We start from the raw sequence: 24,259 nt of genomic DNA, 5'->3' as shown, positions 1-24,259 counted from the left end.
TCGAACAAATTACCATTCATATGTCCGAACATACAGATATGTTCGAAGTTTGTCAACATATCAGCAGACCCCGACATGACCTCCTCCTTTGCTCCCGCCGCCAGCACCGTCGTCGACTCGATCCTGTTCCGTGATGCCTTCGGCACGCAGCGCATGCGAGACGTGTTTTCCGACCGCGCGCTGATCCAGCGCTACATCGAGGTGGAAGTGGCGCTGGCGCGCGCCGAGGCGCGCTGCGGCGTCATTCCGGCAGAGGCGGCCGAGGTGATCGCGCGCGAGTCGCGTCTGGAGCGCATCGACTTCGACCACATGCGCCACGAGACCGACATCGTGGGCTACCCCATCCTGCCGCTGGTGCACCAGCTGGTGGAGATGTGCGGCGAGGCCGGGCGCTACATCCACTGGGGCGCCACCACGCAGGACATCATGGACACGGCCAACGTGCTGCAGGTGCGCGAGGCCTTGGACGTGGTCGATGCCGACATCACGGAGCTGCGCCGCATCCTGGCCGACCTGTCCAGGAAGCACCGCGACACGCCCATGGCCGGCCGCACCCACCTGCAGCAGGCGCTGCCGGTGACCTTCGGCTACAAGACCGCGATCTGGCTGGCGATGTTCGACCGCCACCAGGAGCGCCTGGCCGAGCTGAAGAAGCGCGTGCTGGTGGTGGAGTTCGCCGGCGCCGCGGGCACGCTGGCGTCGCTCGGCACCAAGGGCTTCGAGGTGCAGCAGGCGCTGGCCGAGGAACTGGGCCTGGGTGTCCCCGCAACCACCTGGCACGTGGCGCGCGACGGCTTCGCCGAGGCCGTGAACCTGCTGGCGCTCATCACCGGCTCACTGGGAAAGATCGCGCTGGACATCATGATCATGGCCTCGACCGAGTACGCCGAGGTCTACGAGCCCTTCGTCAAGGGCCGGGGCGCCAGCAGCACCATGCCGCAGAAGCGCAACCCCATCTCCAGCGAGCTGATGCTGGCGGCCTCCAAGGCCGTGCGCCAGCACGCCGGGCTGATGGTGGACGCCATGATCCAGGACTTCGAGCGCGCCACCGGCCCCTGGCACGCCGAGTGGATCGCAATGCCCGAGAGCTTCATCCTCACCGCGGGCGCGCTGCACCAGGCCAAGTTCGCGCTGGGCGGTCTGATCGTGGATACCGACCGCATGCGCCACAACCTCGGCATCAGCCGTGGCCTGATCGTGGCCGAGGCCGTGATGATGGGCCTGGCGCCGGCCATCGGCCGCCAGCAGGCGCATGACGTGGTCTACGACGCCTGCCGCACCGCCAACGACACCGGCTGCTCGCTCTCCGACGCGCTGGCCGCGCTGCCGGCCGTCACGCAGCACTTCGACCGGGCCGCCATTGACCGCCTGACCGACCCGGCCAACTACCTGGGCCTGGCGCCGCAGATGGTGGACCGCGCGCTGGCGCTGTCGGCCCAGGCCGGCGCCTGAACCCCGTCTCCGTAGCAAGGATTCCATCATGACTGATCACGCCACCGACGTGGCGCCGGCCACGCCTGCGCCGGCTGCGAAGCGGCTGCCCTGGTACCGCAAGCTCGGCATGCAGGTGCTGCTGTCGCTGGTGCTGGGCATCGCGTTCGGCTTCGTGTTTCCGAAGTACGCCTCGCAACTGAAGCTGCTGGGCGACATGTTCCTGTCGCTGATCAAGGCAGGCGTCGCGCCGCTGGTGTTCCTCACCATCGTGCACGGCATCGCCTCGGCCGGCGACGTCAAGAGCGCGGGCCGGGTCGGCTGGCGCGCCATTGTCTACTTCGAGGTGATCTCCACCATCGCGCTGATGGTGGGCCTGTTCGCCGGCAACCTGCTGCAGATCGGCCAGGGCATGACCACGGTGGCCGCGGGCGCCGCGCCCGCGGCGGCCAAGGCCGCGGCGCCGCAGGGCTTCCTGGAGTTCATGGCGCACATCGTGCCGGACAACTTCGTGGGCGCCTTCGCCAAGGGCGAGCTGCTGCAGGTGGTGGTGCTGGCGGTGATGGTGGGCATTGGCATCCTGGCCATACCCGAGCAGCGCCGCGCGTCCATCAACAACGGCCTGGACCAGATCTCCGAGGTACTGTTCTCCTTCATCAACCTGGTGATGAAGCTCGCACCCATCGGCACCTTCGGCGCCGTCGCCTACTCGGTGGGCAGCAACGGCACGGCCGTGCTCATCGCGCTGGCGCAGCTGGTGCTGAGCTTCTACGCGCTGGTGGCGGTTTTCATCGCCGTGGTGCTGGGGCTGGTGGCCAGGCTCGCGGGCTTCAGCCTGTGGCGCTTCCTGCGCTACATCAAGGACGAGATCCTGATCGTGCTGGGCACGGCGTCGTCGGAGAGTGCGCTGCCGCGCCTGCTGATCAAGCTGGAGCGCCTGGGCTGCGCCAAGCAGACCGTCGGCCTGGTGCTGCCCACGGGCTACGCCTTCAACCTGGACGGCACCTCGCTGTTCATGTCGATGGGTGTGATGTTCATCTCGCATGCCTACGGCGTGCCGCTGTCGCTGGACCAGCAGATCGGCATCCTGCTGCTGATGCTGCTGACCTCCAAGGGCGCGGCCACGGTCTCGGGCGGCTCGTTCGTGGTGTTCGCCGCCACGGTCACCTCCACCGGCATCCTGCCCGTCGAGGGGCTGGCGGTGATCTTCGGCATCTACCGCTTCCTGTCCATGGCCATCGCACTGTGCAACACCGTGGGCAACAGCGTGGCGACCGTCGTGGTGGCCAAGTGGGCACGGACCTTCGACGCCCAGGCCGCCGAGCGCCACCTCTACCCCGAGCGCTACCCGCAGACCGCCCAAGCCGATGAGGCCCTGGCCGACGGCAACCTGCTGGGCGAGGACGCCAACGAGGCCAACCCGCATCCGACGGGGATCCCGATGGCGCGCGCGCACTGAAGCACCGCGACACGCGGCATGCCAGTAGTCGGCGTGCCGCGCTCATGCGGAACTGACCCCGCCTGGCCGGCACCTGCCGCACGTGTGCCGCCAGTCAGCCCCATGACTTCCCAAGGAGACAACCCATGAAGACATTCAAGATCGCCTGCGCCGCCGCTGCGCTGTTGGGCACCCAGCTGGTGCAGGCGCAGGCCTGGCCCGCCAAGCCCATCACTTGGATCGTGCCTTTCTCTGCCGGCGGCCCCACCGACGCCATGGCGCGCGACATCGCCGACAAGGTCACGAAGCAGATCGGCCAGCAGATCATCATCGAGAACGTCGGCGGCGCCGGCGGCACCATCGGCGCGGGCAAGGCCGCCAAGGCCGCGCCCGACGGCTACACCTTCCTGGTCGGCCACCTGGGCTACATGGGCGCCGCGCCGGCGCTGTACAAGAAGCTCACCTACGACCCGGTCAAGAGCTTCGACCCGGTGTTCCGCTTCCCGGACACGCCGCTGGTGCTGCTGGTGCCCAAGAGCTCACCCTACAAGACCGCGGCCGACCTGATCGCCGCGGCCAAGGCCAAGCCGGGCAACCTCAACTTCGGCAACGCCGGCGTGGGATCGAGCTCGCACCTCGTGGCCGCGCTGTTCGAATCGAAGGCCGGCATCGACGTCACGCCCGTGCCCTACAAGGGCGTGGCGCCGGCGATGAACGACCTAATCGCCGGCCAGGTGGACGCCATGTTCGACCAGACCAACACGGCGTTGCCGCAGGTCTCGGGCGGGCGGCTCAACGCCATCGCGCTGACCTCGCCCACGCCCATGCCGCAATACCCGGGCGTGCCCACGCTCGGCGAGAAGACGTTGCCCGGCTTCGAAGCCTCGACCTGGTACGGCCTGTACGCGCCCAAGGGCACGCCCAAGGACGTCGTGCAGAAAATGCACCAAGCCTACATGAAGGCCATGGGCGACAAGGAGTGGACGAAGAAGATGGCCGACCAGGGCATCAAGCTGCTGCCCGAGGCCCAGTACGCGCCGCAGGCTTTCGCCCAGCACACGGCAGCCGAGGTGGAGCGCTGGCGCAAGGTCGCCGCCGATGCCAACATCCAGGCGGACTGACCCGCCATGGCCGCCATCGCGCAGGAGGACCTGGCCTGCAGCATCGCCGAGGCGCTGCAGTTCGTCAGCCACCACCATCCGGCGGACTTCGTGCAGGCGCTGCGCCGTGCCCACGCCGCGGAGACGCACCCGCCGGCCCGCGCGGCCATCGAGCAGCTGCTGGTCAACAGCCGCCTCAGCGCCCTCGGCCGGCGGCCGCTGTGCCAGGACACCGGGGTGGCGCAGGTCTTCGTGCGCAAGGGTTGCGGCGTGCAGCTCTTCCGCCGTGACGGCGCGCCGCCGCGCAGCCTGCAGGCGGTCGCCGACGAGGCGGTGCGCCGCGCCTATTGCGACCCCGCCAACCCGCTGCGGGCCACGATGGTCAGCGACCCGCTGGGACGGCGCCTGAACACCCGCGACAACACACCGGCCGTCGTCCACTGCGAGCTGGTGGCGGGCAGCGAGCTGGAGGTCCTCGTCGTCGCCAAGGGCGGCGGGGGCGACGTGAAGGCGCGCTTTGCCACGCTCAATCCCAGCGACAGCGTCGCCGACTGGGTGCTGCAGCAACTGCCCGGCATGGGGGCAGGCTGGTGCCCGCCCGGCATCCTCGGGCTGGGCATCGGCGGCACGCCAGAGCAGGCCATGCTGCTGGCCAAGCTCTCGCTGTTCGAGCCGATCGACATCCAGGAACTGCGCGCCCGCGGCGCCGGCCATCCCGAGGAGGCGCTGCGGCTGGACCTGTACGAGCGCGTCAACCGGCTGGGCATCGGCGCGCAGGGACTCGGCGGCCTGAGCACGGTGCTGGACGTGAAGCTGAAGACGGCGCCGTGCCACGCCGCCACCATCCCCGTGGCCCTGATCCCGAACTGCGCCGCCACGCGCTACCTGCGGCTGAAGCTCGATGGCTCGGGACCTGCCCGCATCGAGATGCCGTCACCGGCGCTGTGGGACGGCATCCCCGACCGGTTCGACGTGCCCGATGCCGTGCGGGTCAACCTGGACAGCCTGGAGCGGGCCGACGTCGCCCGCTGGCGCATCGGCCAGACGCTGCTGCTGTCGGGCAAGGTGCTGACCGCACGCGACGCGGCCCACAAGCGCCTGGTGGACCTGCTGCAGCGCGGCGAGCCGCTGCCCGTGGAGCTGCGCGGCCGCGTCGTCTACTACGTCGGCCCGGTGGACGCGGTGGGGGACGAGGCGGTCGGACCGGCTGGGCCGACCACGGCCACGCGCATGGACAAGTTCGTGGAGCCGTTGCTGCAGCACACGGGGCTGCTGGCCATGATCGGCAAGGCCGAGCGCGGGCCCGATGCCGTGGCATCGATCGTGCGCCACGGCGCGGCGTATCTCGCGGCCACGGGCGGCGCGGCCTACTTGCTGTCCAAGGCGATCCGCAGCGCGCGGGTCGTGGCCTTCGAAGACCTGGGCATGGAGGCCATCCACGAGTTCGAGCTGGCGGACTTCCCGGTGACGGTGGCCGTGGACAGCACGGGTGAGACGATCTACCGGCATCTGACTACGCCTGTGTGGCTCAAGCCGGCTTGAGCCATCAACAGGTGCGACAGCGCTCGTGTACGTCATTGGCGTTCCAGCCGCATCTGCTTCTGCGCGGCCGTCGCAGCACCAGGCAAGCTCAATTTCCAACGGGTGCGGCACGCACCAAGCACAAGCGGCTCGTTGAGTGGGATGCCGGCTTCTTCAACGTACGGTGGCAGGTCGGTCTGGCCGGATACGGTCCATGCGATCCATGGTCTGGATCAGCCGCCCAGGCACGCTCCGTTCGCATCGTCAAAGACAGTAGATATCCACCATCGTCGGGATGTAGTCGTTCTGCAATTGCGTGCGGCGCCGGCCGATGCGCCAAGCGTCGTCTTCAAACCTGAACTCGTACTGTGAAAGGCCGAACAGGACATGGGCCTGCCGCGCGGCGGGCAGAAAGACATGGCAGGTCCAGGCCGAGCGCATCGAGAAACGGTCGACCGACGCTTCGCGCCCGGGGGAGGGCTCCAGCAGCGTGTAGCCGATGACATGCACGGTGCGCGGCAGTGGCACCGACGACGGTGAGCGCTGCGTGCGGATGCGCATGACCCGGTCTTCCAGGCCGGCGCGGCTGGCGTAGTAGATGTGCGAGAGCTCGCGCTGCGGGTCGCTGGTCAGTTTCTCCTCGGTTCGCCACATCGGCACCCAGTATTCGCACTGCGCGCTGTAGAGGTTGAGCCAGTCATCCCAGCGGCGCTCGTCCAGGCAGGCCGCTTCCTGCGCCAGCAGGAGCCGTCCGAGCTTGTCGAGATCCTCGTCGTCGTGCCTCATGCCCGGTTCTCCTCGGAAGTCGCAGGATGCGCGTGGGCCGTGAGCCCCGCCTCGCCCACACGCATCAGGCGGGCCCACTCACGGTACGCGCTGTGGAAGCACACCTCGTTTTGCATCCGGAATCCGCCCTTGACGCTGAGGGTGGGCCGGAATCCCAGTGACCTGGCCTCGGCATTGGCACCGGGCTGCAGGGCCGCCATGCCACGCGCAAAACCCTGCAGGTAGCCCAGCTCGGGCTGGTTGCCCTGCTGGCAATCCTCGTAGATGACGGTGTCGTCGGAGGTTGCGAAGCCGCTGGGATTGAAGAAGTCCTCGAACTGGCGCAGCCGCCATGCCCGCTGCGTGTCCGACTCGCCAATGGGCGCCATGCAGTACACGCGCATCTCCGTGAGATCCGGCGCCAGCGGGCGGAAGGTGCGCAGGATCAATGAGGTCGAGTCGGCGATCTGCAGGTTCGGAAAGACGTTGACATTGCGCAGCTTGAGCATCCACTGCGCACGCGTGGCGCCCACGCGCTGCACCAGGCGATCGAGCTCCGGGTAGAGCGGGCGCTTCTCCGGCTGGGGCTGGTCCAGCCAGATCGCGGCATGCCCGTTGGGAAAGACAAAGGAGCCGCCTTGCTGCTTGAGGCGCTGGCTCCAGTCGAATTGCTTGGCATCCGTGTGCCCCGCGTTCTGCGCCTCGCGCCGCTGCACGACTTCCATGAAGGCGGCGTGCGTGGACGTGAGGTGGTAGAAGTCCAGGCCGTTGTCCATCTGCAGCTTCCAGTTGCCACGGAAGGTGTAGATGGAGCGACCGGGAACGAACTCCATGCCACGCTCGCCTTGCTCCAGCGCCAGGTCCAGCAGGGGCCGCACGGCTCCCAGGAACTCCTCCAGGGGTGGAACACCAGGGTTGAGGCTGCCGAAGATCAGCCCCTTGTACTGCTCCAGCCGGGGCAGCGGCAGCAGGTCGTGCGAATCCTGGTCGAAGGCCCGGGTGTAGGCCCCGTGCTCGGCATCCTTGACCTGCACGTTGCGGCCCGATGAGTCGTAGGCCCAGCCGTGATAGGGACAGACGTGGTGGCGCCGGTGGCCGGTGTCCAGGCGGCTCAGCAGCGCTCCCTTGTGCCTGCAGGCGTTGATGAAGCCGCGAACCACGCCGGTATCGTCGCGTGTCACGAGCACAGGCGTGCGGCCGATATGGCCAGTGACGAAGTCATGCGGTTTCGCCAGCTGTGATTCCAGCCCCAGGAATATCCAGGTCTTCTCGAAGATGTGCCGCTGCTCACGCTCGAACAGCTTCGCATCGGAATAGATGCTGGCGTGCACCCTGAACGCTCCGTCTGCCGGCCGGTCATCGACGTAGGCGGCAACCCAGTCGTCGTGCATGTTGCTTGTCTCCTCAGTGCTTTGATGCGCGCCTGACATTTCGGAAGGGCAGGCTCAACCCATCCACACGTTGACGTTCTTGGTCTGCGTGAACTCGAACAGCTCGTCCTTCGACTCCTCCCGGCCCATCCCCGAGTTCTTGTAGCCGCCGAAAGGCGCACCAAGGAAGTGCTGGGAGCAGTCGTTGATCCAGACGTAGCCGGCCTGCAGCGCCGCGGCCATGCGGTGTGCGGTCAACAGGTCTCGCGTCCACACCGAACCCGTGAGGCCGTACTCGACGCCGTTGACGGCCTGGAGCATTTCCTGCTCATCGTGCCAACTCAGGACCGACAGCACGGGACCGAAGATTTCTTCCCGCGCGATCGTGTGCCGTGGTGTCACGCCGGCGAAGACCGTCGGTTCGATGAAGAAGCCCTGGGCCAGACGCGGGTCCGCCGGGTGCTGTCCGCCATGCGCCAACTCCGCGCCCTCGCGCCGGGCAGAGTCGATGAAGCCCAGCGTGCGCTCGTACTGGGTTTGGTTGATCAAGGCACCCATGGTGGTGCGCAGATCGGTCGCGATGCCCGGCGTGTGCCGCTGCTTCAACCGCTCCACGAGCGCCTGCACGAAGCGGTCATGGATCGATGCATGCACGAAGAGCCGGCTGGTGGAGCCGCAGGACTGGCCGCACCAGGTGAAGTTCATGCCCCGCACGGCGCCATCGACCGCACGTTCGAAGTCGGCGTCGGGAAACACGATCATCGCGTTCTTGCCGCCGAGCTCCAGCAGCGAGCGCTTCATGGTGTCGGCGGCGCCGCGCAGCACGGCCTTGCCGGCACCCACGCTGCCGATGAGCGCCACGGCAGCAACGTCCGGGTGCCGCACGAGCGCAGCACCCGTCTCGCGGCCACCGGTCGCGCAATTGAGCACTCCAGGCGGGAAGACGCCGTGCAGCAGCTCCATCAGGCGAATCGTGGACAGCGGTGCCTGCTCGGGCGGCTTGATGACCACCGTGTTGCCCGCGGCCAGCGGCGCGGCGATCTTGCCGGCGGCAAACATGAACGGGTGGTTGAACGGGAAGATGCGGGCCACGACCCCGACCGGTTCGCGCAGCGTGTAGTTGAGCGAGCCGTTGGCCGTCGGAATGGTTTCGCCCTTGACTTCCAGCACCAGGCCGGCGAAATACTCCAGTTGTGTGGCGGCTATCTCTGCGTCAGCGAGCATCGCCTTGACGGGATTGCCGCAGTCGGCGGCGTCGATCAGCGCCAGGTCACGGGCATGCGAGCGGATGCGATGCGCAGCTTCACGCAGGCAGCGCGCGCGCTCCAGCGGCGGCGTGCGTGCCCAGGATGCGAGCGCCTGGTTGGCGGCTTGCACCGCGGCATCGACGGCGGCATCGTCGGCTTGCGCGACCTCGGCAAGCAACTGTCCCGTGGACGGGTTGATGCTCTGCAGTGTTCGGCCCGCATCCGAGTCGTGCCATTGACCACCCCAATACAACCCGCTGGAGTGCGGCAGCAGCTCGGGCACCAATGCGCTCAGGTCCTGGCTGTCAGGGACAGTGGGTCGTGCAACGTCCATGTTGGCGATTTCTGGTGTGGTCATTGGTCGTCTTCCTGCGAGCGGGTCATGCCTGAGGACATGGAGGGGCTGTACCCCGGCGTCACGTGCACGTCGAGCACGACGCAGGCACCGCCGCGCACCGCCTCCACGGCGGGCGCCATGGCGGCATCCAGCTCGTCCGGGCGCGCCACCGGTCCGATGCCCAGGAGCCCCTGGCCGCGGGCAATGGTGGCCAGATCCGGCTCCGGATCGGAGATGCGCTGGCCGATCCAGCGGTTCTCCACGGGACGGTTGCGGTCTCGGGCCACGCGCTCCTGGTGCAGCTCGTCGTTGAAGAAGGAGCGGTTGTTGCAGACCACGGTCAACAACGGTATGCCAGCGTTGGCCGCGGTCCAGAAGGCGCTTACGCCCATCATGTAGTCGCCGTCGCCGATCACGGCCACCGGCAGGCGGTTACTGCCCTTGAGCGCCAAGGCGGCTCCAACCGCCATCCCAGGCCCGGAGCCGATGCCGCCGCCACCGTCGTAGCCCAGGTAGTCCAGAGGATCCTCGAAATCCCACATGTCGCCGGACCAGCCCAGGGGCAGGCGGATCAGGCAGGGTTGGCAGCCGCTGGTGGCGCGCTTGAGCGCCTCGGCCATCATGGCAATGCTGATCGTGCCATCCCCGGCCGGTGCGGCGGCTTTCACCTTGGGTGAGGGCGACGGGTGCTGGCCGCTGCGCGGCCGGATGGCCTGGTTCAGCAGCCGGACCGTGGGTTCGGGCTCCGAAAGCAGGAACAGGTCCACCGGTGGCAGGCCCTGGTGGTCCTGGCTCCAGCCGTTGTGGCTGTAGTGGTCCACGGACACCTGGATGACACGGCTTTGCACCGGCTGGCTGCCCCAGGCCGCCTTGAGCGTGCCACCCAGATCCCACCAGTCCAAGCTGAGTACCACGTCGGCGTCGCGCAGCACTGCGGCAGAGGCATCGGACAAGAAGAACCCGGGCGGGGCCGCATGCAGCTCATGCGCGGTCGGGAAGGCCGCACCCAGCTTCAGATCCGTGAGCACTCTGGCGCCGAGCGCTTCGGCCAGCGCCACGCGCTCCTCCCAAGCCTCCTTGTCGCGCGACACTCGGCCCATGAGGATGACGGGCCGCTGGGCCTGCATGAGCCATTGCGCGGCCTGATCGATGAGCTCCTGGGCCGGGCGTGCCGGTGGCGGCGCCAGGTAACGCTTCGGATCGGGCAGCTCGGGCACCGACGACAGCCGGGTCTCCTGCAGCGTCGCGTCGAAGCAGACGTAGACCGGCCCTTGTGGTGCCGTCGTGGCGATCTGGCGAGCCCTGAGCAGCGCCTCGTGCGATGCTCCCACCGACGCGGGCTGCGCGTCCCACTTGATGAAGTGGCGCACCAGCGCACCCTGGTCCTGCGCCGTGTGCAGCCAGTCGATCCACGGCCTGCGCTTGGCAGCGTCCACCGGACCGGTGGCCCCGAGCACGATGACGGGCACACGGTCGGCCCAGGCGTTGTAGATAGCCATGGACGCATGCATCAGCCCCACGTTGCTGTGCACGAACGCGGCCAGCGGTCGGCTCGCGACCTTGGCATACCCGTGCGCAATCGCCACTGCATGCTCCTCATGCAGCACCACCAGCATCTGCGGGCGCTCGTTGCCGAGGTGGTTCACCAGGCTGTCGTGCAGGCCGCGGAAACTGGAGCCGGGGTTGAGGACCACATAGGGGATGTCCAGCGCCCGGATCATCGCGGCGATCGAATCGCTGGCCCAGAGTTCGTTGCTTGGCTGCGACGGTACCGGCATGTCGCGGCGCACGGCCGCATCGGATGGGTTGTTCATGGAAGCGCTCGTTGGTGGAAGGGGCGAGTGGTGTTGCGCACTTCAGTCCGCACGAATACCGGCATCCTTGATGACCTTGCTCCAGCGGGCGAAGTCAGAGGCCACCAGCTTGCTCATTTCGGTGGGCGAACTGGTCAGCGGCTCGATGCCCTGCTCGGCCAGCTTCTCGACGACGTCTGGCATGGCCATGACCTTGCGCACATCCCGGTTGATGCGCTCGATGACATCGCCAGGTGTGCGCGCTGGAGCCGCCAAGCCGAGCCAGATGTCGCTTTCGTAGCCGGGCACGCCGGCTTCAGCAACGGTAGGCACGTCCGGCAGCGCACGCACGCGCTTGGTCCCCGCCACGGCCAGTGCCTTGAGCTTGCCGCTGCGCAAGTGCGGCAAGAGGGAGTTGATGGCGCCAAACATCAGGTCGACCTGTCCGCCAATGAGGTCGGTGATGGCCGGGGCTGCGCCCTTGTACGGCACGTGCACGATGTCCGTCTTCGTCATGGACTTGAAAAGCTCGGCCGAGAGGTGCTGGGGCGTTCCGACCCCGGACGACGCATAGGACAGGCCACCGGGCTTGCTGCGCGCCAGCGCAATGAGTTCCTGAAGGCTCTTGACGTCGAGCGTGGAGCGCACGACAAGCACGACGGGCACCGTGCCGAGCAACGAGACGGGATCAAGGTCCTTTTGCGGGTTGATCGGCATCCTGGAGTACAGCGCCGCATTCATCGACATCACGTTGTTCGCGGCGATCAGCAGCGTCGTGCCATCCGCAGGCGACTTGGCCACGAACTCCGCGCCGATGTTGCCCGAGGCACCTGCCTTGTTCTCCACGATCACGGTCTGGCCCCAGATCTCCCCGAGCTTTTGTGCCAGCACGCGCGCCAGCACATCGTTGCTTCCCCCGGCCGTGAAGGGCACCACGATGCGAACCTGCTTGGCGGCTGCGGTTTGGGCGAGACTGGGTACTGCTGCGGCCATTGCGGCCGTCCCCAAGGCAGCCAGGGCAAATCGACGGGGTAGCTTCATCATGTCTCCAGCGGTGTTGTAGGAAAGGTCAGCCGTGGTGTGGCCAAGGGAAAAAGGCGCTTGCTTAACCATGCGGTAGGCAAAGCGCGCAATAGATGCTGCTGGAGCTTGGAGCTCCGATCAGCGATTCGCCACAATGCACCCGCCGCATCGCCCACGGCCAGCGCAGCGAGCGCAGTGCAGCGGCCATGGCTCACCGGGATTCGTTGCGGGACAGCAGAGTGCCGAATCCCGGCACACCATCGGTCACTGCAAACCTGCGCATGCAGTACCAGGCCACCGCCGTGTTGCTGGTGACGACCGGGCGGCCCAAGGCCTGTTCCAGCGGCCTGACGGCTTCGGCGGTCCTGACGGTCGTGCAACTCAAGACGTAGGCGTCTGCCTCGGAGCGGGCGTTGGCCAGTGCAAACGACTGCCATGCCTCGGGCGTGATGGCCATCATCTCGCGGCCTGTGCTGCAGTCCAGCCCGGCATTGCCCAGGACCTCGAACCCCCTGAGCTTGAAGAAGGCGGCCTCGCGCTCGTTCACCGCAGCCGTGTAGGGCGAAAGCATCATCACCTGGCGAGCCTGCAGCGCATGCAGTGCGCCTACCAGGGCCTGTGACGTCGCAACGGCAGGGAGCCCCGTTGCGCCCTTGATGCGCTCCAGGATCGAGGCCTCCAGTTCGGCGCTGTAGGTCGAGACCGCAGTGCAATGGAACACGATGAGATCGACACCGGCGTCCGCAAGCAGCGCGGAAGCTGGCTCGACGTCCCGCGCCATGCCCAGCAACGCCTCTTCAGAGCTGTCCACCAACTTCAACCTCGTGACGGCGATGCCGATGCTCTGCGGCAGCATCGCCCGCAGTTGCGGCTCGGCGGCCCGGTTCACGGAAGGCAACAGCAGTCCCACCCGGCCGCGCGACCCGTAGTCCAACAGAAGTGGTTTCATTGCGGCCTCGCCCAGCTCAATTCAACTTCAGGCCAAGTTCCTTGATCAGGGGTGCGTACTTGGCCGTCTCCTTGCGGATCGTCTCGTTCATCTCCTCCGGTGTCGTGCCGGCCATCTCGAACCCGAAGACCTTGAGCTGATCCTTGATGTCCTGCCGGCTCACCACTTCGACCACGTCCTTGTTGATCTTGTCGATGACGGGCCTGGGCGTGCCGGCAGGCGCGGACAGCGCATTCCACATCACGAGCTCATAGCCCTGGAGTCCGGCTTCCGCCAGCGTCGGGACGTCCGGCAGTGCGGCCGAACGCGTCGGCCCCGTCGTGGCCAGCGCACGGACCTTTCCGGTCTTGATGTGCGGCACGTTGGAGGCGATCCCGTCGAAGGCGACCTGGATGTCTCCGGAGAGCATGCCCTTGATCACTTCAGAGGCACCCCGGTACGGCACGTGAACCAGCTTCGTGCCGGTCTGTCGCGTGAACAGCTCGCCCGCCAGCTGCGTCGACGTCGTGCTCGATCCGTAGTTGATGCTGCCGGGGCTGGCCTTGGCCGCGGCCACCACGTCAGCCACGGACTTGAAGGGCGTCTTGTCGGTGGCCGTGACCACGAGCGACTGCTTCGCGACAATCGAAATCGAGGCGAAGTCCTTGATCGGGTCGTAGGGCAGCCGCGTATAGAGCGCCGGATTCATGGTGTACGTCGAATCCAGCGGCATGAACAGCGTGTAGCCGTCGGGTGCGGCATGCGCCACCTCCTGCGCGGCGATCAGGGTGTTGGCCCCGCCCTTGTTGTCCACGACCACGGGCTGGCCCCACTTCTCGGCCAGGCGCTGTGCGATGGCGCGACCCAGCACGTCGGCCGGCCCACCGGCAGGAAACGGGATGACGAGCCGCACCGGCTTTGTGGGATAGGCGGGCGACGGTTGCGCATGCGCCCCCGAGACCAGGCCGATGGCGGTCAGCACGGATGCGAGCAGCACGGTGCGCCGGGCAGCGCCGCGCAGCGGTCGGACGGTGTGCATGTAGTCTCCTGTGGGTAGGCCCTTGCGCCAGCCATGGAGCCGGCGCGGTGCTTTGTGAGCGCGTGTTCTAGAAGCCGTACAGCACTTCCGGATTGCGCACGAGGATCTGCTGGCGCTGCTGCTCGTCCGGGACCCAGGTCAGCATCTGGTCGAGCAGATCCGTGGTGTTGGGCATCTGTCCATTGAACGAAACGTGGGGCCAGTCGCTGGCCCAGACCAGGCGGTCGGGGCGTGCCGCAAGCAGCGCCTGGACGTAGGGCACCATGTCCTCGTAGGGGGGCGGCAAGTCCGACATGCGGTACCCGCAGGAAAGCTTGACCCAGCAGCGTCCCGTGTTCACCAGCCGCAGCAGGGCCTGGAAGCCGGGCTGCCCCAGGCCGTTACCCGGCCGCAGGGATCCCATGTGGTCGATCACCACGTCGGTGGGCAGCCCGCGCAGGGTCGATTCCATTTCGGCCAGCGGGGCGCGCCCCTGGTCGTCCATGACGTGCAACTGCACATGCCAGCCCAGCCGCGCGACGCGCGCGGCCAGGATGGGCATTTCGGCCAGCGGCACCGCTCCCGCGTGGCCGATGTTGTAGCGCACGCCGCGCACGCCGGCTTCGTGCATGCGGTCCAGTTCGGCGTCCGGGACATCGGCACGCAAGGCTGCGATGACCCGCGCCGGCCGGCCCATCTCGGCCACCGCATCGAGATGGCGCCGGTTATCGGTGCCGTAGCCACTGGGCTGCACCAGCACCAGGCGCTCGACACCCAGGATGTCGTGCAGCTTGCGCAGCGAGGCGGGCAGGGCCTCGGGCACGTCGAACGAGCGCGTGGGTGCCACGGGATACCGATCGGCCGGACCGTAGACGTGCACGTGGCAGTCGGTCGTCCCGGGCGGGCAGACCAGCTTGGGCTGGCGGGGCGAGGGGTCGGGAGGCTGGCACAGCGGAATCATGGTCGGCTTCTGCAATGAACGTGGAATGGGGGCCGTGGGCAGTGGCTTACTCGAAGATGCGGTCCTCGTGCAGGACCACCGGCACTTCCTTGTTCTTCTCGGAGTAGCCATCGAACGGCGCACCGTCGAGTCCGATTCGCGCCAGCACATCGCTGTCGGGGTCGATGTGCGCGCCGATGCGCAGCATCACCAGCGGCTCCATGTCTTCCTTGGCCTGGAACCAGTAGAAGGTGTTGGCCGGCAGCAGCACGCAGTCGTTCTTGCCCACCTCGCGCGTCTCACCGCGGGGTCCGTGGAACACGGCACCACCCTGCAGGATGACGAAGACGTGGTCCTCGTTGGAGTGGGCGTGGATCTCGTTCTCCCCGCCGCTGGCGTAGGTCTTGAGCACAACGTTCATGTAGCGCGACGCCCCCAGCACCTGGTTGGTTCGTCCCTGCTGGGGCAGCTTGGCCCGGATATGGAAGAAGCTGGGTTGCCCGGGGCGGGACAGGCGCTGCATCTCGTCGCGCCATTCGGCGGCGCTGTTGACGATGGGCGCAAAGGTCTGGGATTCCGTGGTAGTGCTCATGGTGTTGCCTTTTGATGTGGAGGAGTGAAAGGTCAGTCGACCTTGATGCCGGCCTCTTCGATGACTGGGCGCCAGCGAGCGGCTTCCGACGCCATGAAGCTGCGCAGCGCTTGCGGTGAACTGGGATCGGCCAGCAGGCCGGCGCTCTGGAGCTTTTCCTGCACGTCCTTGGCCTGCAGGGCCTGCACCAGCTCGCGGTTGAGCCTGGCGACGATGTCGGCGGGCGTGCCCTTGGGCGCCAGCAATGCCATCCACACGTCGATGTCCGGGACCTTGACGCCAGCGTCGGCCAGCGTTGGCACGCTCGCCAGTGCGGGGATCGACTTGGAGCTCAGGCGGGCCAGAGGGCGCAGCGTGCCCTTCTCGATGTGCGGCAGCGCCGAAGTGATGCCGTCGATCGTGAAGGTCACGTCGTTGGACAGCAGCCCTTGCGTCGTGCCCGAGCTGCCCTTGTAGGGCACCGAAACCACGTCCTTGCCCAGCGTGCGCTTGAGCAGTTCTCCGGAAAGCTGCGTGGTGAAGGTGCCGAAGCCGTAAGTGACCTTGGCCGGCGCCGCTTTCGCTTGTGCCACCAACTCCTGCATGGATTTCGGCCCAGCCTGGTTTGTGACCACCAACAACGGCGACACGGCCACCTTGCCGATGGGTTCGAAGTCCTTGACCGGGTCGTAGGGCAGCTTGGAGTACAGGTACTGGTTCATCACCAGCGTGTTGTCCACCGCCATCAGCAGCGTGTAGCCGTCAGCCGGTGCCTTGGCAACGGCATCGGCACCGATGATCGTGTTGCCTCCGGGCTTGTTGTCCACGACGATCGTCTGCCGCATCGACTCGCCCATGCGCTGGCTGACGACGCGGGCCAGCAGATCGGTGGGGCCGCCCGCCGGGAAAGGCACGACAAGCCTGACCGGCTTGCTCGGATAGTCGCGAGAACCCTGCGCCTGCGCACTGGCCACGATGCCGACGCATGACAGCGAAATGGCCAGCGCAACCGCGCCCTTGGTGGTCTGCATGGTGAAAGTCTCCTGGGTCATGTCTCGGTGCCGTGAATCGCTGCCACAAGCACCGCTTGTTGGAGTTGATTCTGGTCAACCCATGCAGGCGACTCAACGCGTCCACGGCTATTCGCCGTATCGGAAAAACGAATGTCGCGCTGGTTTTCCCTATAGCCCGGCCCGATAGGCGAGCCGCGACGCCAACCGTGGTCCGCCAGCGGCTGGAGAGATGCAGGAGGAAATACCGTTGCCCAGGCAGCTATGCCGGGGCGATGCCCGGTCAGAGCTCGCCCAGGCAGCGCTTGACCAGGGCGCGCAGCCACTTGTTGGCGGCATCCTGGTCGTAGCGCCGGTGCCAGACCTGGGTAACGGCCACGGTCGGGCTTTCGAAGGGCAGGGGGTGGACCTCGATGGCCTCTTGCCGCTGGCACATCCGTGCCAGGTCGTTCGGGATGATGGCCATGAGCTCGGTTTGCGGAATGATGCTCAGCAAGCCCAGGAAGTTGGGGACCGTGACGACGACGTTACGGTGAACGCCGAGCTCGGCCATCTTCATGTCGATCACCTCGTGGCTGCGGCCCTCGGTGCGGATGGCGACATGGGGTGCGCGTGCAAAGGACGTGGCGGTGAGCCAGCCGTCCTCGAGATGCGGGTTGTGTCGATTGACGATGCAGCTGAAGCCGCTGTTGCGCAGCAGTCGCTGCTGGAAGACGCCGGCCTCGTTGATGTCCGGGAAGTAGCCCACAGCCAGGTCCACGGTCCCCGACTCCAGGCCTTCCTCTACGCGCTCCGCAATGGGTGACATGGCCCGCAGTTTCGCGTTCGGCGCCTCGGCCCGCATGGCGTTGATGATCCGTGGAAGGTAAGCAGCCTGTGCCAGGTCGGTCATGCACAGCGTGAAGGTCTGGTTCGACTGCGCTGCGTTGAACGTGTGCCGCTGGAAAACCTCCAGGCGTGTGCGCGCCAGGATCTGCCTGACGGGCTCGGCGATGCTCAGTGCCCGCGGCGTGGGCTCCATCGTGTTCTTCACCCGAATGAACATCGGGTCGTCGAAGGCCTTGCGCAGCTTGGCCAGCGCGTTGCTCATCGAGGGCTGGCTGATGTCGAGCCGTTCGCTGGCCTTGGATACGCTGCGGGTTTCAAGCATCGCCTCAAAGACGAGAAGCAGGTTCAGGTCTTCTTCGTAGAGGTTCATGGCTCTTGCACGCGTGTACGTTCGGCTCTCGCCCGCGAACGAGAGGGGCAAGGAATTGCGGCCCTGGATGCCAGAGCCCCGGAGGGACAGACGGCCGGGCGTCAATCAGGGACGCTGGTTGTCCTCTTCCTGTGCCAAGTTGTTAATCATCAACAGCAGGACGCGCCGCGCGGTGGCCACGTCGACCTCGGGCACGCCTCGGGTCGCAATGGCATTCACCTCCTCGGCCAGGGGCACCAGCTGCCGCTTGAGCTTGCGCCCTTCCAGCGTCAGGAACACGTAGACGTTCTTGCGGTTGTCAGGGCGCTGCTCCAGCCGGACATAGCCCAGCGTCTCCATGGCGCGCAATGCCGTGAACGTCGTGGGCTCGGCCACACCGGCCTCGATGCTGAGCTCGCGCTTGGTCAGGCCATCGCGCTCCCACAGGATGCGCAGGAAGGTCCAGTGCCCCAGGGCCACGTCATGGCGCGCCAGGCGCTGCTGCAGCGCGCGCAGGAACGAGCGCGTGGCGTCCTTGACCAGGTGCGCCATGCGGTCCTGCGGCATGGCTTCGCGCCAGTGGCGCAGGATCCGGCTGGCGGCTTCGGTGTCTCTGGGGGCAGGGGCTTTGGGCACGGTAGCGACAGCAGGCATGGGCAAGGCGCTCATTCTCGCAAACCCACCTGGCGGCTCAGTTCCACGTCGCGGCCTTCCCGGGCCGAGGCCAGCAGCGCCAGGCAGATCTCCAGCGTGGCCCGCGCCCACGGCCCGTCGTGCAGCGGCTTGGCGCCGTGCAGCACCGCGTCCACCAACTCGTCGATCACCTCGAAGCGGGGCACCGCGGGTGCCGGCAGTTCGATGCGCTCGCGGCGGGTGTCGCCGTAGACCCAGACGGCGTCGGGCATGGGGCGCAGGTCACCGTGCTCGCAGCTCACGATCACCGGCCCGAAATGCTGGTGCGCCGGTGCTGCAGTGCCGGGTGCCGGCGGCTTCCAGGCCGGGCCGCCGTAGGTCGCGGCCGCCTTGAGCCGTGCCTCCTCCTCGGCCGACACCACGCTCGCAAGCTTGCGCCGGGCCTGGCCGTAGGTTCCACGATCCTTGGGGCTGCCCATTTCCCCAGTCCAGCCGCACCACTCGTCGCTGTCGAAGCGGCCATAGCCGCTGTAGGTCAGGCTGGCAAAGGCGCCGTCCTCGAACCACAGCAGGGCGGTGTAGGCCCCTTCGGTGGGCCGTGCCGGATCCCACTGGCCCATCACGGCGCGCACCCGCGTGGCGCGGCTGCCGGCCAGCAGCCGTACCACGTCCACCTGGTGCGCCGCCTGGCTGAATACCACGCCGCCGCCGGCCTCGGTTTGAAGCTCTTCCGGCCGGCGCGGCCGGTAGAGGAAGTCCGTGTAGTTCAGCGCCTGGATCATGCGCACCCGGCCCAGCCCGCCGGCGTCGATCATTTTCCGTGCGATCAGGTAAGGCGTGTCGAAGCTGTGGCAGTGCCCGACGATGAGGTGCACGCCAGCTTGGACGCAGGCCTGCACCATGTCGTCGCACTCGGGCAGCGTGATGGCCATGGGCTTCTCGACCAGCACGTGCTTGCCATGGGCTGCCGCAATGCGGGTGTGCGCGGCGTGGAACTGGTGCGGACTGGCAATGTAGATGGCGTCCACAGCGGAGTGCGCCGCCAGGGCCTCGACGTCCTCGAACACCGGGGCCTGGAAGTCCTGCGCGAACTGCGCGCGCGCAGCCTCGCGCGGGTCGCAGGCCGCGGCCAGCTCGATGCGGTCATCGGCCAGGAAGGTGGGCAGCATCAGCGAGAAGGCGCGGCCCAGGCCTGCCACCCCCAGCCGGAGCTTGCGAGCGGGCTGCGTGCTCACAGGTCGATCACCAGTTCGCCGCCCTTGCAGCGGGAGACGCAGATCATGATCTGGCTTTCCAGTTCCTCGGGCATGAGCACCATGTCGCGGTGGTCCGCCTCGCCTGAGACCAGCTTGGTGCGGCAAGTGCCGCAGGTGCCGCTCTCGCAGGAGGACGGCACGTTGCAACCATGATCGCGCAGCACCGAGAGGATCGTCTTGCCCACGGGCACCTCGAAGTGCTGTCCGGTCTTGGCCACCGTGACGGTGAAGGGCTTGTCGTCGGGGCGCACGCCGCCGCCCTCGTTGAAGCTTTCGAAATGCACGTTCTTGCTCGACCAGTGCCCGGCCATGTCGCGCACCGCGTCCATCAGGCCGCGCGGACCGCAGCAGTAGACGTGGGCGCCCGGGGCGGGGCGCTCCAGTACCGGCCAGAGGTCCAGCGAGTTCGCCGGGTCGCCATGGTCATGGTGGATCACGACCTTGCCCTTGTACTCGGGCGCGCCCAGCTCTTCCAGGAACGCCGTGGTCTCGGGCGAGCGGCTAAGGTAGTAGAGCTTCCACGGCGCCGGGGGCAGTTCGCCGAAGCTGCGGATCATCGACAGGATGGGCGTGATGCCGATGCCGCCGGCAATGAAGATGTGGCGCTTGGCGTCCTCGACCAGCGGGAAGGCGTTGTCCGGCAGCGAGGTCGGCAGCGTGTCGCCCTCCTTGGCCTCGTCGCACAGGCTCATGGAGCCGCCCTGGCCCTGCGCGTCGCGCTTGACGGTGATGACGTAGCGGTGGCGCTCAGCCGGGTCGTTGCACAGCGAGTACTTGCGCAGCAGCCCGTTGGGCACCTGCACTTTCACATGCGAGCCCGGCGTGAAGGGCGGCAGCTCGGAGCCGTCGGGCTGCACCAGCTCGAAGCTGCGGATGCCTTCGGCGGCATCGGTGATGCGGGCGATGCGCAGCGGCATCTGCGTGTCGGCGTGGGTCTGGATGGCGGTCATGATCGGATCCTTCCTGTGTTCAGGCGGTGATGACGCGCATGGACAGGTCCACCGCCCGCACGTCCTTGGTGAGCTTGCCGCTGGAGATACGGTCCACGCCGGTGGCGGCGATGCGGCGGATGGAGTCCAGGTCCACGCCGCCGGAGACCTCCAGCACTGCGCGCCCGGCGTTGAGCGCGCAGGCGCGCGCCATGTCTTCGAAGCTGAGGTCGTCCAGCAGCACGTTCTGCGCGCCGGCTTCCAGCGCCTCGCGCAGTTCCTCCAGGCTCTCGACCTCGATCTGCACGTCCACGCCGGCGTTCAGGGCAAAGGCCGCTTCCAGCGCCTGCCGGATGCCACCGGCCGCGGCGATGTGGTTTTCCTTGATCAGGATGCCGTCCCACAGCGCCATGCGGTGGTTCGTGCCGCCGCCCATGCGCACGGCGTACTTCTGCGCCTGGCGCAGTCCGGGCAGGGTCTTGCGGGTGTCGAGCATCTTGCACCCGCGCGGGTTGGGCGAGACACCGGCGATGGCATCGACGTACTGGCGCGTGTTGGTGGCCACGGCCGAGAGCATCTGCAGGAAGTTCAGCGCCGGGCGTTCGGCGGACAGCAGCGCGCGTGCATCGCCTGCGACGGCCACCACCACCGTGCCAGGCTCCACACGCTGACCTTCCTCCACGGACCAGTCCAGCCGCGCCTCAGCGTCCAGCGCCTTCACGCAGGCATCGAACCAGGGACGGCCGGCAATCACCGCGCCCTCCTTGGCCACCACCTGCGCCCGCACGCGGTGGTGCGCGGGCACGAGCTGCGCGGTCCAGTCGCCGCGGCCGATGTCCTCCATCAGCGCGTCGCGCACGTTGCGCGCCAGCGCGGCTTCAAGCGTCTCGTTGGCTTCAAACATTTTCGTGTCTCCTATTTCAGAGCCAGCACCACGGCCACCACGGTCAGGAAGACCAGCAGCACGCGCCTGAACCAGGTTTCGCTCAGATGGGAGCGCAGCCGCTTGCCCAGCGTGAGGCCGCAGGCCACCGGCGCCAGTGCCAGCGTGGACAGCAACAGGTCCGCACTGCCGAGACGACCATGCGCGGCCATGGAGCCGTACAGCGGGATGGCTGAGCCCAGGTAGATCAGGCTGATGCTGCCGATGAACACCTCGCGCGGCAGCCGCAGGCTGGCCAAGTAGCTGATGATCAGCGGCCCCGTCAAGGAAGACACGCCGCCCATCGCCCCCGAGAGCGCACCGATGCCGGCGCTCCACCAGCGCTCGCGGGCCGGCGGCACGTGCAGGCGCAGGGGCAGGCACAGCAGCACCACGGCCAGCAGCACGACCGCGCCCAGCACGGCGTTGAGCGTGCGCGGCGACAGCGCCAGCGTCATGGGCACCGTCAGCAGCGTGGCCACGAGCTGGGTGGCGATGAGCGGCAGGAAGCGGCGCAGGCCGTGCAGGTCGCTGCTTTCGAAGGCCTGCCAGGCGTTGGACACCAGCACCGGCATGGCTACCATCGCAATGGCTTGCGTGGCCGGGATGAACAGCGACAGCAGCGGCACCGCGACCAGCGGCAACCCGATGCCCAAGGTGCCCTTGACCATGCCACCGGCCAGGAACACTGCTGCAGCTGCCGCCATGTCCACCGCTGTCATGCCCAGTGCTGCGCCCAAGTTCACTCGGGCTTCAGGTTGGCGCGTTTGGCAGCCGCCGTCAGGCGGTCACCTTCGCTCTTGAGCGCGCTGGCGAGCTGCTCGGCCGAACCCCCCACGGGGTCCACGCCGGCAGCCTGCAACTGCTCGACGACCTCCGGCTGCTTCACGATCTTGGCGATCTCGCTTGCAATGCGATCGGTGATGTCCTTGGGCGTGCCGGCGCGGGCCAGCACCGCCACGTTGAAGGCGAAATCGAAGCCGGGCGCCTTCTCTGCCAGTGCAGGCACGTTGGGAGCGAGCGGCGAGCGCTTGAGCGAGTTGATGGCGATCAGCCGGGCCTTGTCCGACTTGACGAAGCCCATCAGCGAGGGCGGCGACGCGAACGCCATGTCCACTTCGCCACCGATCATCGCGGGGATCGAGTTGGCACTGCCCTTGAACGGGATGTGGGTGATCTCCAGGCCCAGCGCGTCCTTCATCGCCTCGGCCGTGAGGTGGTGAATGCCGCCGATGCCTGACGAGCCGTAGTTGAGCTTGCCCGGCTTGGCCTTGGCCAGCGCGATGAGTTCGTCCAGCGTCTTGGCCTGCACCCCGGCGTTGACGGCCAGGAACAACGGCGCCTTGCCCACGAGCGACACCGGTGCAAAGTCCTTCTGGACGTTGTAGGTGACGCTCTTGTTGATCAACGGCGAGATCGTCAACAGCGGTCCGTCGGTCACCAGCAGGTTGTAGCCGTCGGCGGGCGACTGCGTGATGACGGAAGCGGAAATCGAGCCACCGGCGCCGGGCTTGTTCTCCACGAACACCGTCTGGCCCAGCGCCTTGGACAGATGCACCGACAGGGTGCGTGCCACCGTGTCGGGCAACCCGCCAGGCGAATAGGGCACGATCAGCCGGATCGGCTTGGAAGGGTAGGTCTGCGCCAGCACGGGTGACAGCGCCGTGCAGGCCAGCAAACCCATCGCGGTGGCTGCCAGCTGGCGGCAAAACATGCGTCTCATGAGGAACTCCTTTGGACAGCCGCTGCTCGGGCGAGCAGCCAGGCTGTTGACTGCGCGGTCAGAGCGACGGGGAACAGGCTTTTCAGATGCTGTAGGTCTCGTAGGTGGCTGGATGGAAAAGCTCTTCCACGGCCATCAGGCGCGCCGACAGGCCTTGCGCGTGGTGGTGGCGCACGAAGGTCTCCAGCGTCTTGCGTGCCGGCGCCACGCCATAGGACCAATAGTCCTCGCCCATGGTCTCGCGCGCGGCCTTGAGCTGCTCCTCCACGAAGGGCAGCGTGACCTTGGTGGCGGAGGTGTCCGCCAGCAGCGCCAGCGCGGCGGCCTTGGATTGCGTGAAGGCCTTGAACACCGCGCCGGGCAGCCACGGGTGCGCGGCGGCGAGCTCCTTGCGGATGCCCACCACGTGCATGATGGGAAACACGCCGGTGCGCCGGTAATAGTCCTTGGCTACCGCCGTCGGATCGTCGAAGAGCCAGCCGATGTTCGGGTTGCGCTGGAGGATGTGCGCGCTGGGCGGACGCGGGCCGATGAAGCCGTCGATCTCGCCCCGATCGAGCAACTCGGAGATCGTGGTGCCCGCGGGGGCCTCCTCGATGCGCACACCGGGCGGCAGCTGCAGCTTGATCTTCTCCGGGCGCCCAGGCGTGTCGATGCCGCCGCGCACCCAGGTCACGTCCTCGGGGGCGACGCCGAAGTCATCCTGCAGGATCGAGCGCGCCCACACGTTGGCCGTGAGCTGGTACTCGGGCAGGCCCACGCGGCGGCCCTTGAGGTCCTCGGGCCGCTGGATGCGATCCTTGCGCACGTAGATCGAGGTGTGGCGGAAGGCCCGCGACAGGAATACCGGCACCGCGATGTAGGGGCACTCGCCCTTGGAGTGCTTGACCAGGTAGCTGGAGAAGCTCAACTCGGCGATGTCGAAATCCTGGCTGCGCATGGCCCGAAAGAACATCTCTTCGGGATTGAGCAGCATGAAAACGGGGTCTACCCCGTCGATCTGCACGCGGCCGTCGAAGAGAGCGCGGGTGCGGTCGTAGTCGCCCATGGCGACGGAGAGTTGAAGCTTGGACATGAAGCAGCAGGCTTGTGAGGTGAGCCATGGCCAGACACGCGCGGTGTCTGGC

At 67.4% G+C, this 24,259-nt stretch carries 22 protein-coding genes; 4 read left to right on the top strand and 18 right to left on the bottom strand.

The annotated features are described in order from the left end of the window. The first annotated feature begins 75 nt into the window (after positions 1-75). The 4 genes from pcaB (at position 76) to FJ694_RS19875 (ending at position 5,511) form a co-directional block, all read left to right on the top strand. Positions 76-1,452, top strand: a complete 1,377-nt coding sequence (gene pcaB / locus FJ694_RS19890; protein ID WP_157269061.1) for a 3-carboxy-cis,cis-muconate cycloisomerase — start codon at positions 76-78, stop codon at positions 1,450-1,452. A gap of 28 nt (positions 1,453-1,480) precedes the next feature. Next, positions 1,481-2,890, top strand: coding sequence for a cation:dicarboxylate symporter family transporter (locus tag FJ694_RS19885; RefSeq protein ID WP_198320912.1), 1,410 nt, complete (start codon positions 1,481-1,483; stop codon positions 2,888-2,890). Between the two features lie 125 nt (positions 2,891-3,015). After that, entirely contained in the window at positions 3,016-3,990 is a 975-nt protein-coding gene (locus FJ694_RS19880; RefSeq protein WP_157269060.1) for a Bug family tripartite tricarboxylate transporter substrate binding protein, read from the top strand. A gap of 6 nt (positions 3,991-3,996) precedes the next feature. Then, complete coding sequence (locus FJ694_RS19875) at positions 3,997-5,511, top strand: fumarate hydratase (RefSeq protein ID WP_157269059.1); 1,515 nt, start codon at positions 3,997-3,999, stop codon at positions 5,509-5,511. Positions 5,512-5,754: 243 nt separating this feature from the next. On the opposite strand, the gene FJ694_RS19870 is transcribed toward FJ694_RS19875, so the two are convergent. The 18 genes from FJ694_RS19870 to FJ694_RS19785 all read right to left on the bottom strand — a co-directional run bounded on the left by FJ694_RS19870 (position 5,755) and on the right by FJ694_RS19785 (position 24,207). Then, positions 5,755-6,276 carry an aromatic-ring-hydroxylating dioxygenase subunit beta gene (locus FJ694_RS19870; RefSeq protein WP_157269058.1) on the bottom strand — a complete coding sequence of 174 codons (522 nt, stop codon included), beginning with the start codon at positions 6,274-6,276 and terminating at the stop codon, positions 5,755-5,757. Further along, positions 6,273-7,646, bottom strand: coding sequence for an aromatic ring-hydroxylating oxygenase subunit alpha (locus tag FJ694_RS19865; protein ID WP_198320911.1), 1,374 nt, complete (start codon positions 7,644-7,646; stop codon positions 6,273-6,275). Before FJ694_RS19865 ends, FJ694_RS19870 begins: the two co-directional genes overlap by 4 nt. A gap of 54 nt (positions 7,647-7,700) precedes the next feature. Further along, positions 7,701-9,230 carry an aldehyde dehydrogenase family protein gene (locus FJ694_RS19860; RefSeq protein ID WP_232540137.1) on the bottom strand — a complete coding sequence of 510 codons (1,530 nt, stop codon included), beginning with the start codon at positions 9,228-9,230 and terminating at the stop codon, positions 7,701-7,703. Then, entirely contained in the window at positions 9,227-11,023 is a 1,797-nt protein-coding gene (locus FJ694_RS19855) for a thiamine pyrophosphate-binding protein (RefSeq protein WP_157269056.1), read from the bottom strand. The genes FJ694_RS19860 and FJ694_RS19855 overlap by 4 nt, the downstream gene beginning before the upstream one ends. Positions 11,024-11,065: 42 nt before the next feature. Beyond that, complete coding sequence (locus tag FJ694_RS19850; protein WP_232540136.1) at positions 11,066-12,115, bottom strand: tripartite tricarboxylate transporter substrate binding protein; 1,050 nt, start codon at positions 12,113-12,115, stop codon at positions 11,066-11,068. Between the two features lie 121 nt (positions 12,116-12,236). Then, the gene (locus FJ694_RS19845) at positions 12,237-12,974 is read right to left on the bottom strand and encodes a maleate cis-trans isomerase family protein (RefSeq protein WP_157269055.1); all 738 of its coding nucleotides are present in this window, start codon (positions 12,972-12,974) and stop codon (positions 12,237-12,239) included. A 16-nt stretch (positions 12,975-12,990) separates the two neighbouring features. Further along, on the bottom strand, positions 12,991-13,992 hold the full coding sequence (locus FJ694_RS19840; protein WP_157269054.1) for a Bug family tripartite tricarboxylate transporter substrate binding protein: 1,002 nt from the start codon (positions 13,990-13,992) through the stop codon (positions 12,991-12,993). Positions 13,993-14,059: 67 nt separating this feature from the next. After that, on the bottom strand, positions 14,060-14,932 hold the full coding sequence (locus FJ694_RS19835) for an amidohydrolase family protein (RefSeq protein WP_232540135.1): 873 nt from the start codon (positions 14,930-14,932) through the stop codon (positions 14,060-14,062). A gap of 46 nt (positions 14,933-14,978) precedes the next feature. Continuing rightward, the gene (locus FJ694_RS19830) at positions 14,979-15,503 is read right to left on the bottom strand and encodes a cupin domain-containing protein (protein ID WP_157269053.1); all 525 of its coding nucleotides are present in this window, start codon (positions 15,501-15,503) and stop codon (positions 14,979-14,981) included. Positions 15,504-15,535: 32 nt separating this feature from the next. Further along, positions 15,536-16,513: a Bug family tripartite tricarboxylate transporter substrate binding protein gene (locus tag FJ694_RS19825; RefSeq protein ID WP_157269052.1), complete on the bottom strand. Its 978-nt coding sequence runs from the start codon at positions 16,511-16,513 to the stop codon at positions 15,536-15,538. A 262-nt stretch (positions 16,514-16,775) separates the two neighbouring features. Then, positions 16,776-17,741, bottom strand: a complete 966-nt coding sequence (locus tag FJ694_RS19820) for a LysR family transcriptional regulator (protein WP_232540134.1) — start codon at positions 17,739-17,741, stop codon at positions 16,776-16,778. A 54-nt stretch (positions 17,742-17,795) separates the two neighbouring features. Beyond that, positions 17,796-18,323, bottom strand: a complete 528-nt coding sequence (locus FJ694_RS19815) for a MarR family winged helix-turn-helix transcriptional regulator (RefSeq protein ID WP_157269051.1) — start codon at positions 18,321-18,323, stop codon at positions 17,796-17,798. Between the two features lie 11 nt (positions 18,324-18,334). Further along, positions 18,335-19,537: a Gfo/Idh/MocA family oxidoreductase gene (locus FJ694_RS19810; protein WP_157269050.1), complete on the bottom strand. Its 1,203-nt coding sequence runs from the start codon at positions 19,535-19,537 to the stop codon at positions 18,335-18,337. After that, entirely contained in the window at positions 19,534-20,508 is a 975-nt protein-coding gene (locus FJ694_RS19805) for a PDR/VanB family oxidoreductase (protein ID WP_157269049.1), read from the bottom strand. The genes FJ694_RS19810 and FJ694_RS19805 overlap by 4 nt, the downstream gene beginning before the upstream one ends. Positions 20,509-20,527: 19 nt before the next feature. After that, on the bottom strand, positions 20,528-21,391 hold the full coding sequence (nadC, locus tag FJ694_RS19800; protein WP_157269048.1) for a carboxylating nicotinate-nucleotide diphosphorylase: 864 nt from the start codon (positions 21,389-21,391) through the stop codon (positions 20,528-20,530). Between the two features lie 11 nt (positions 21,392-21,402). Continuing rightward, entirely contained in the window at positions 21,403-22,131 is a 729-nt protein-coding gene (locus FJ694_RS19795) for a sulfite exporter TauE/SafE family protein (protein WP_157269047.1), read from the bottom strand. 20 nt (positions 22,132-22,151) lie between these two features. After that, complete coding sequence (locus tag FJ694_RS19790) at positions 22,152-23,132, bottom strand: Bug family tripartite tricarboxylate transporter substrate binding protein (protein ID WP_232540133.1); 981 nt, start codon at positions 23,130-23,132, stop codon at positions 22,152-22,154. Between the two features lie 82 nt (positions 23,133-23,214). Beyond that, on the bottom strand, positions 23,215-24,207 hold the full coding sequence (locus FJ694_RS19785; RefSeq protein WP_157269046.1) for a PhnD/SsuA/transferrin family substrate-binding protein: 993 nt from the start codon (positions 24,205-24,207) through the stop codon (positions 23,215-23,217). Positions 24,208-24,259 lie beyond the last annotated feature (52 nt).

It is taken from the genome of Azohydromonas aeria, from assembly GCF_009760915.1.
In the GTDB taxonomy this organism is placed as follows: Bacteria; Pseudomonadota; Gammaproteobacteria; order Burkholderiales; family Burkholderiaceae_C; genus Azohydromonas; species Azohydromonas aeria.
Note: the sequence above shows the minus strand (reverse complement) of the source record. Positions and strands in the feature narration are given on the sequence as shown.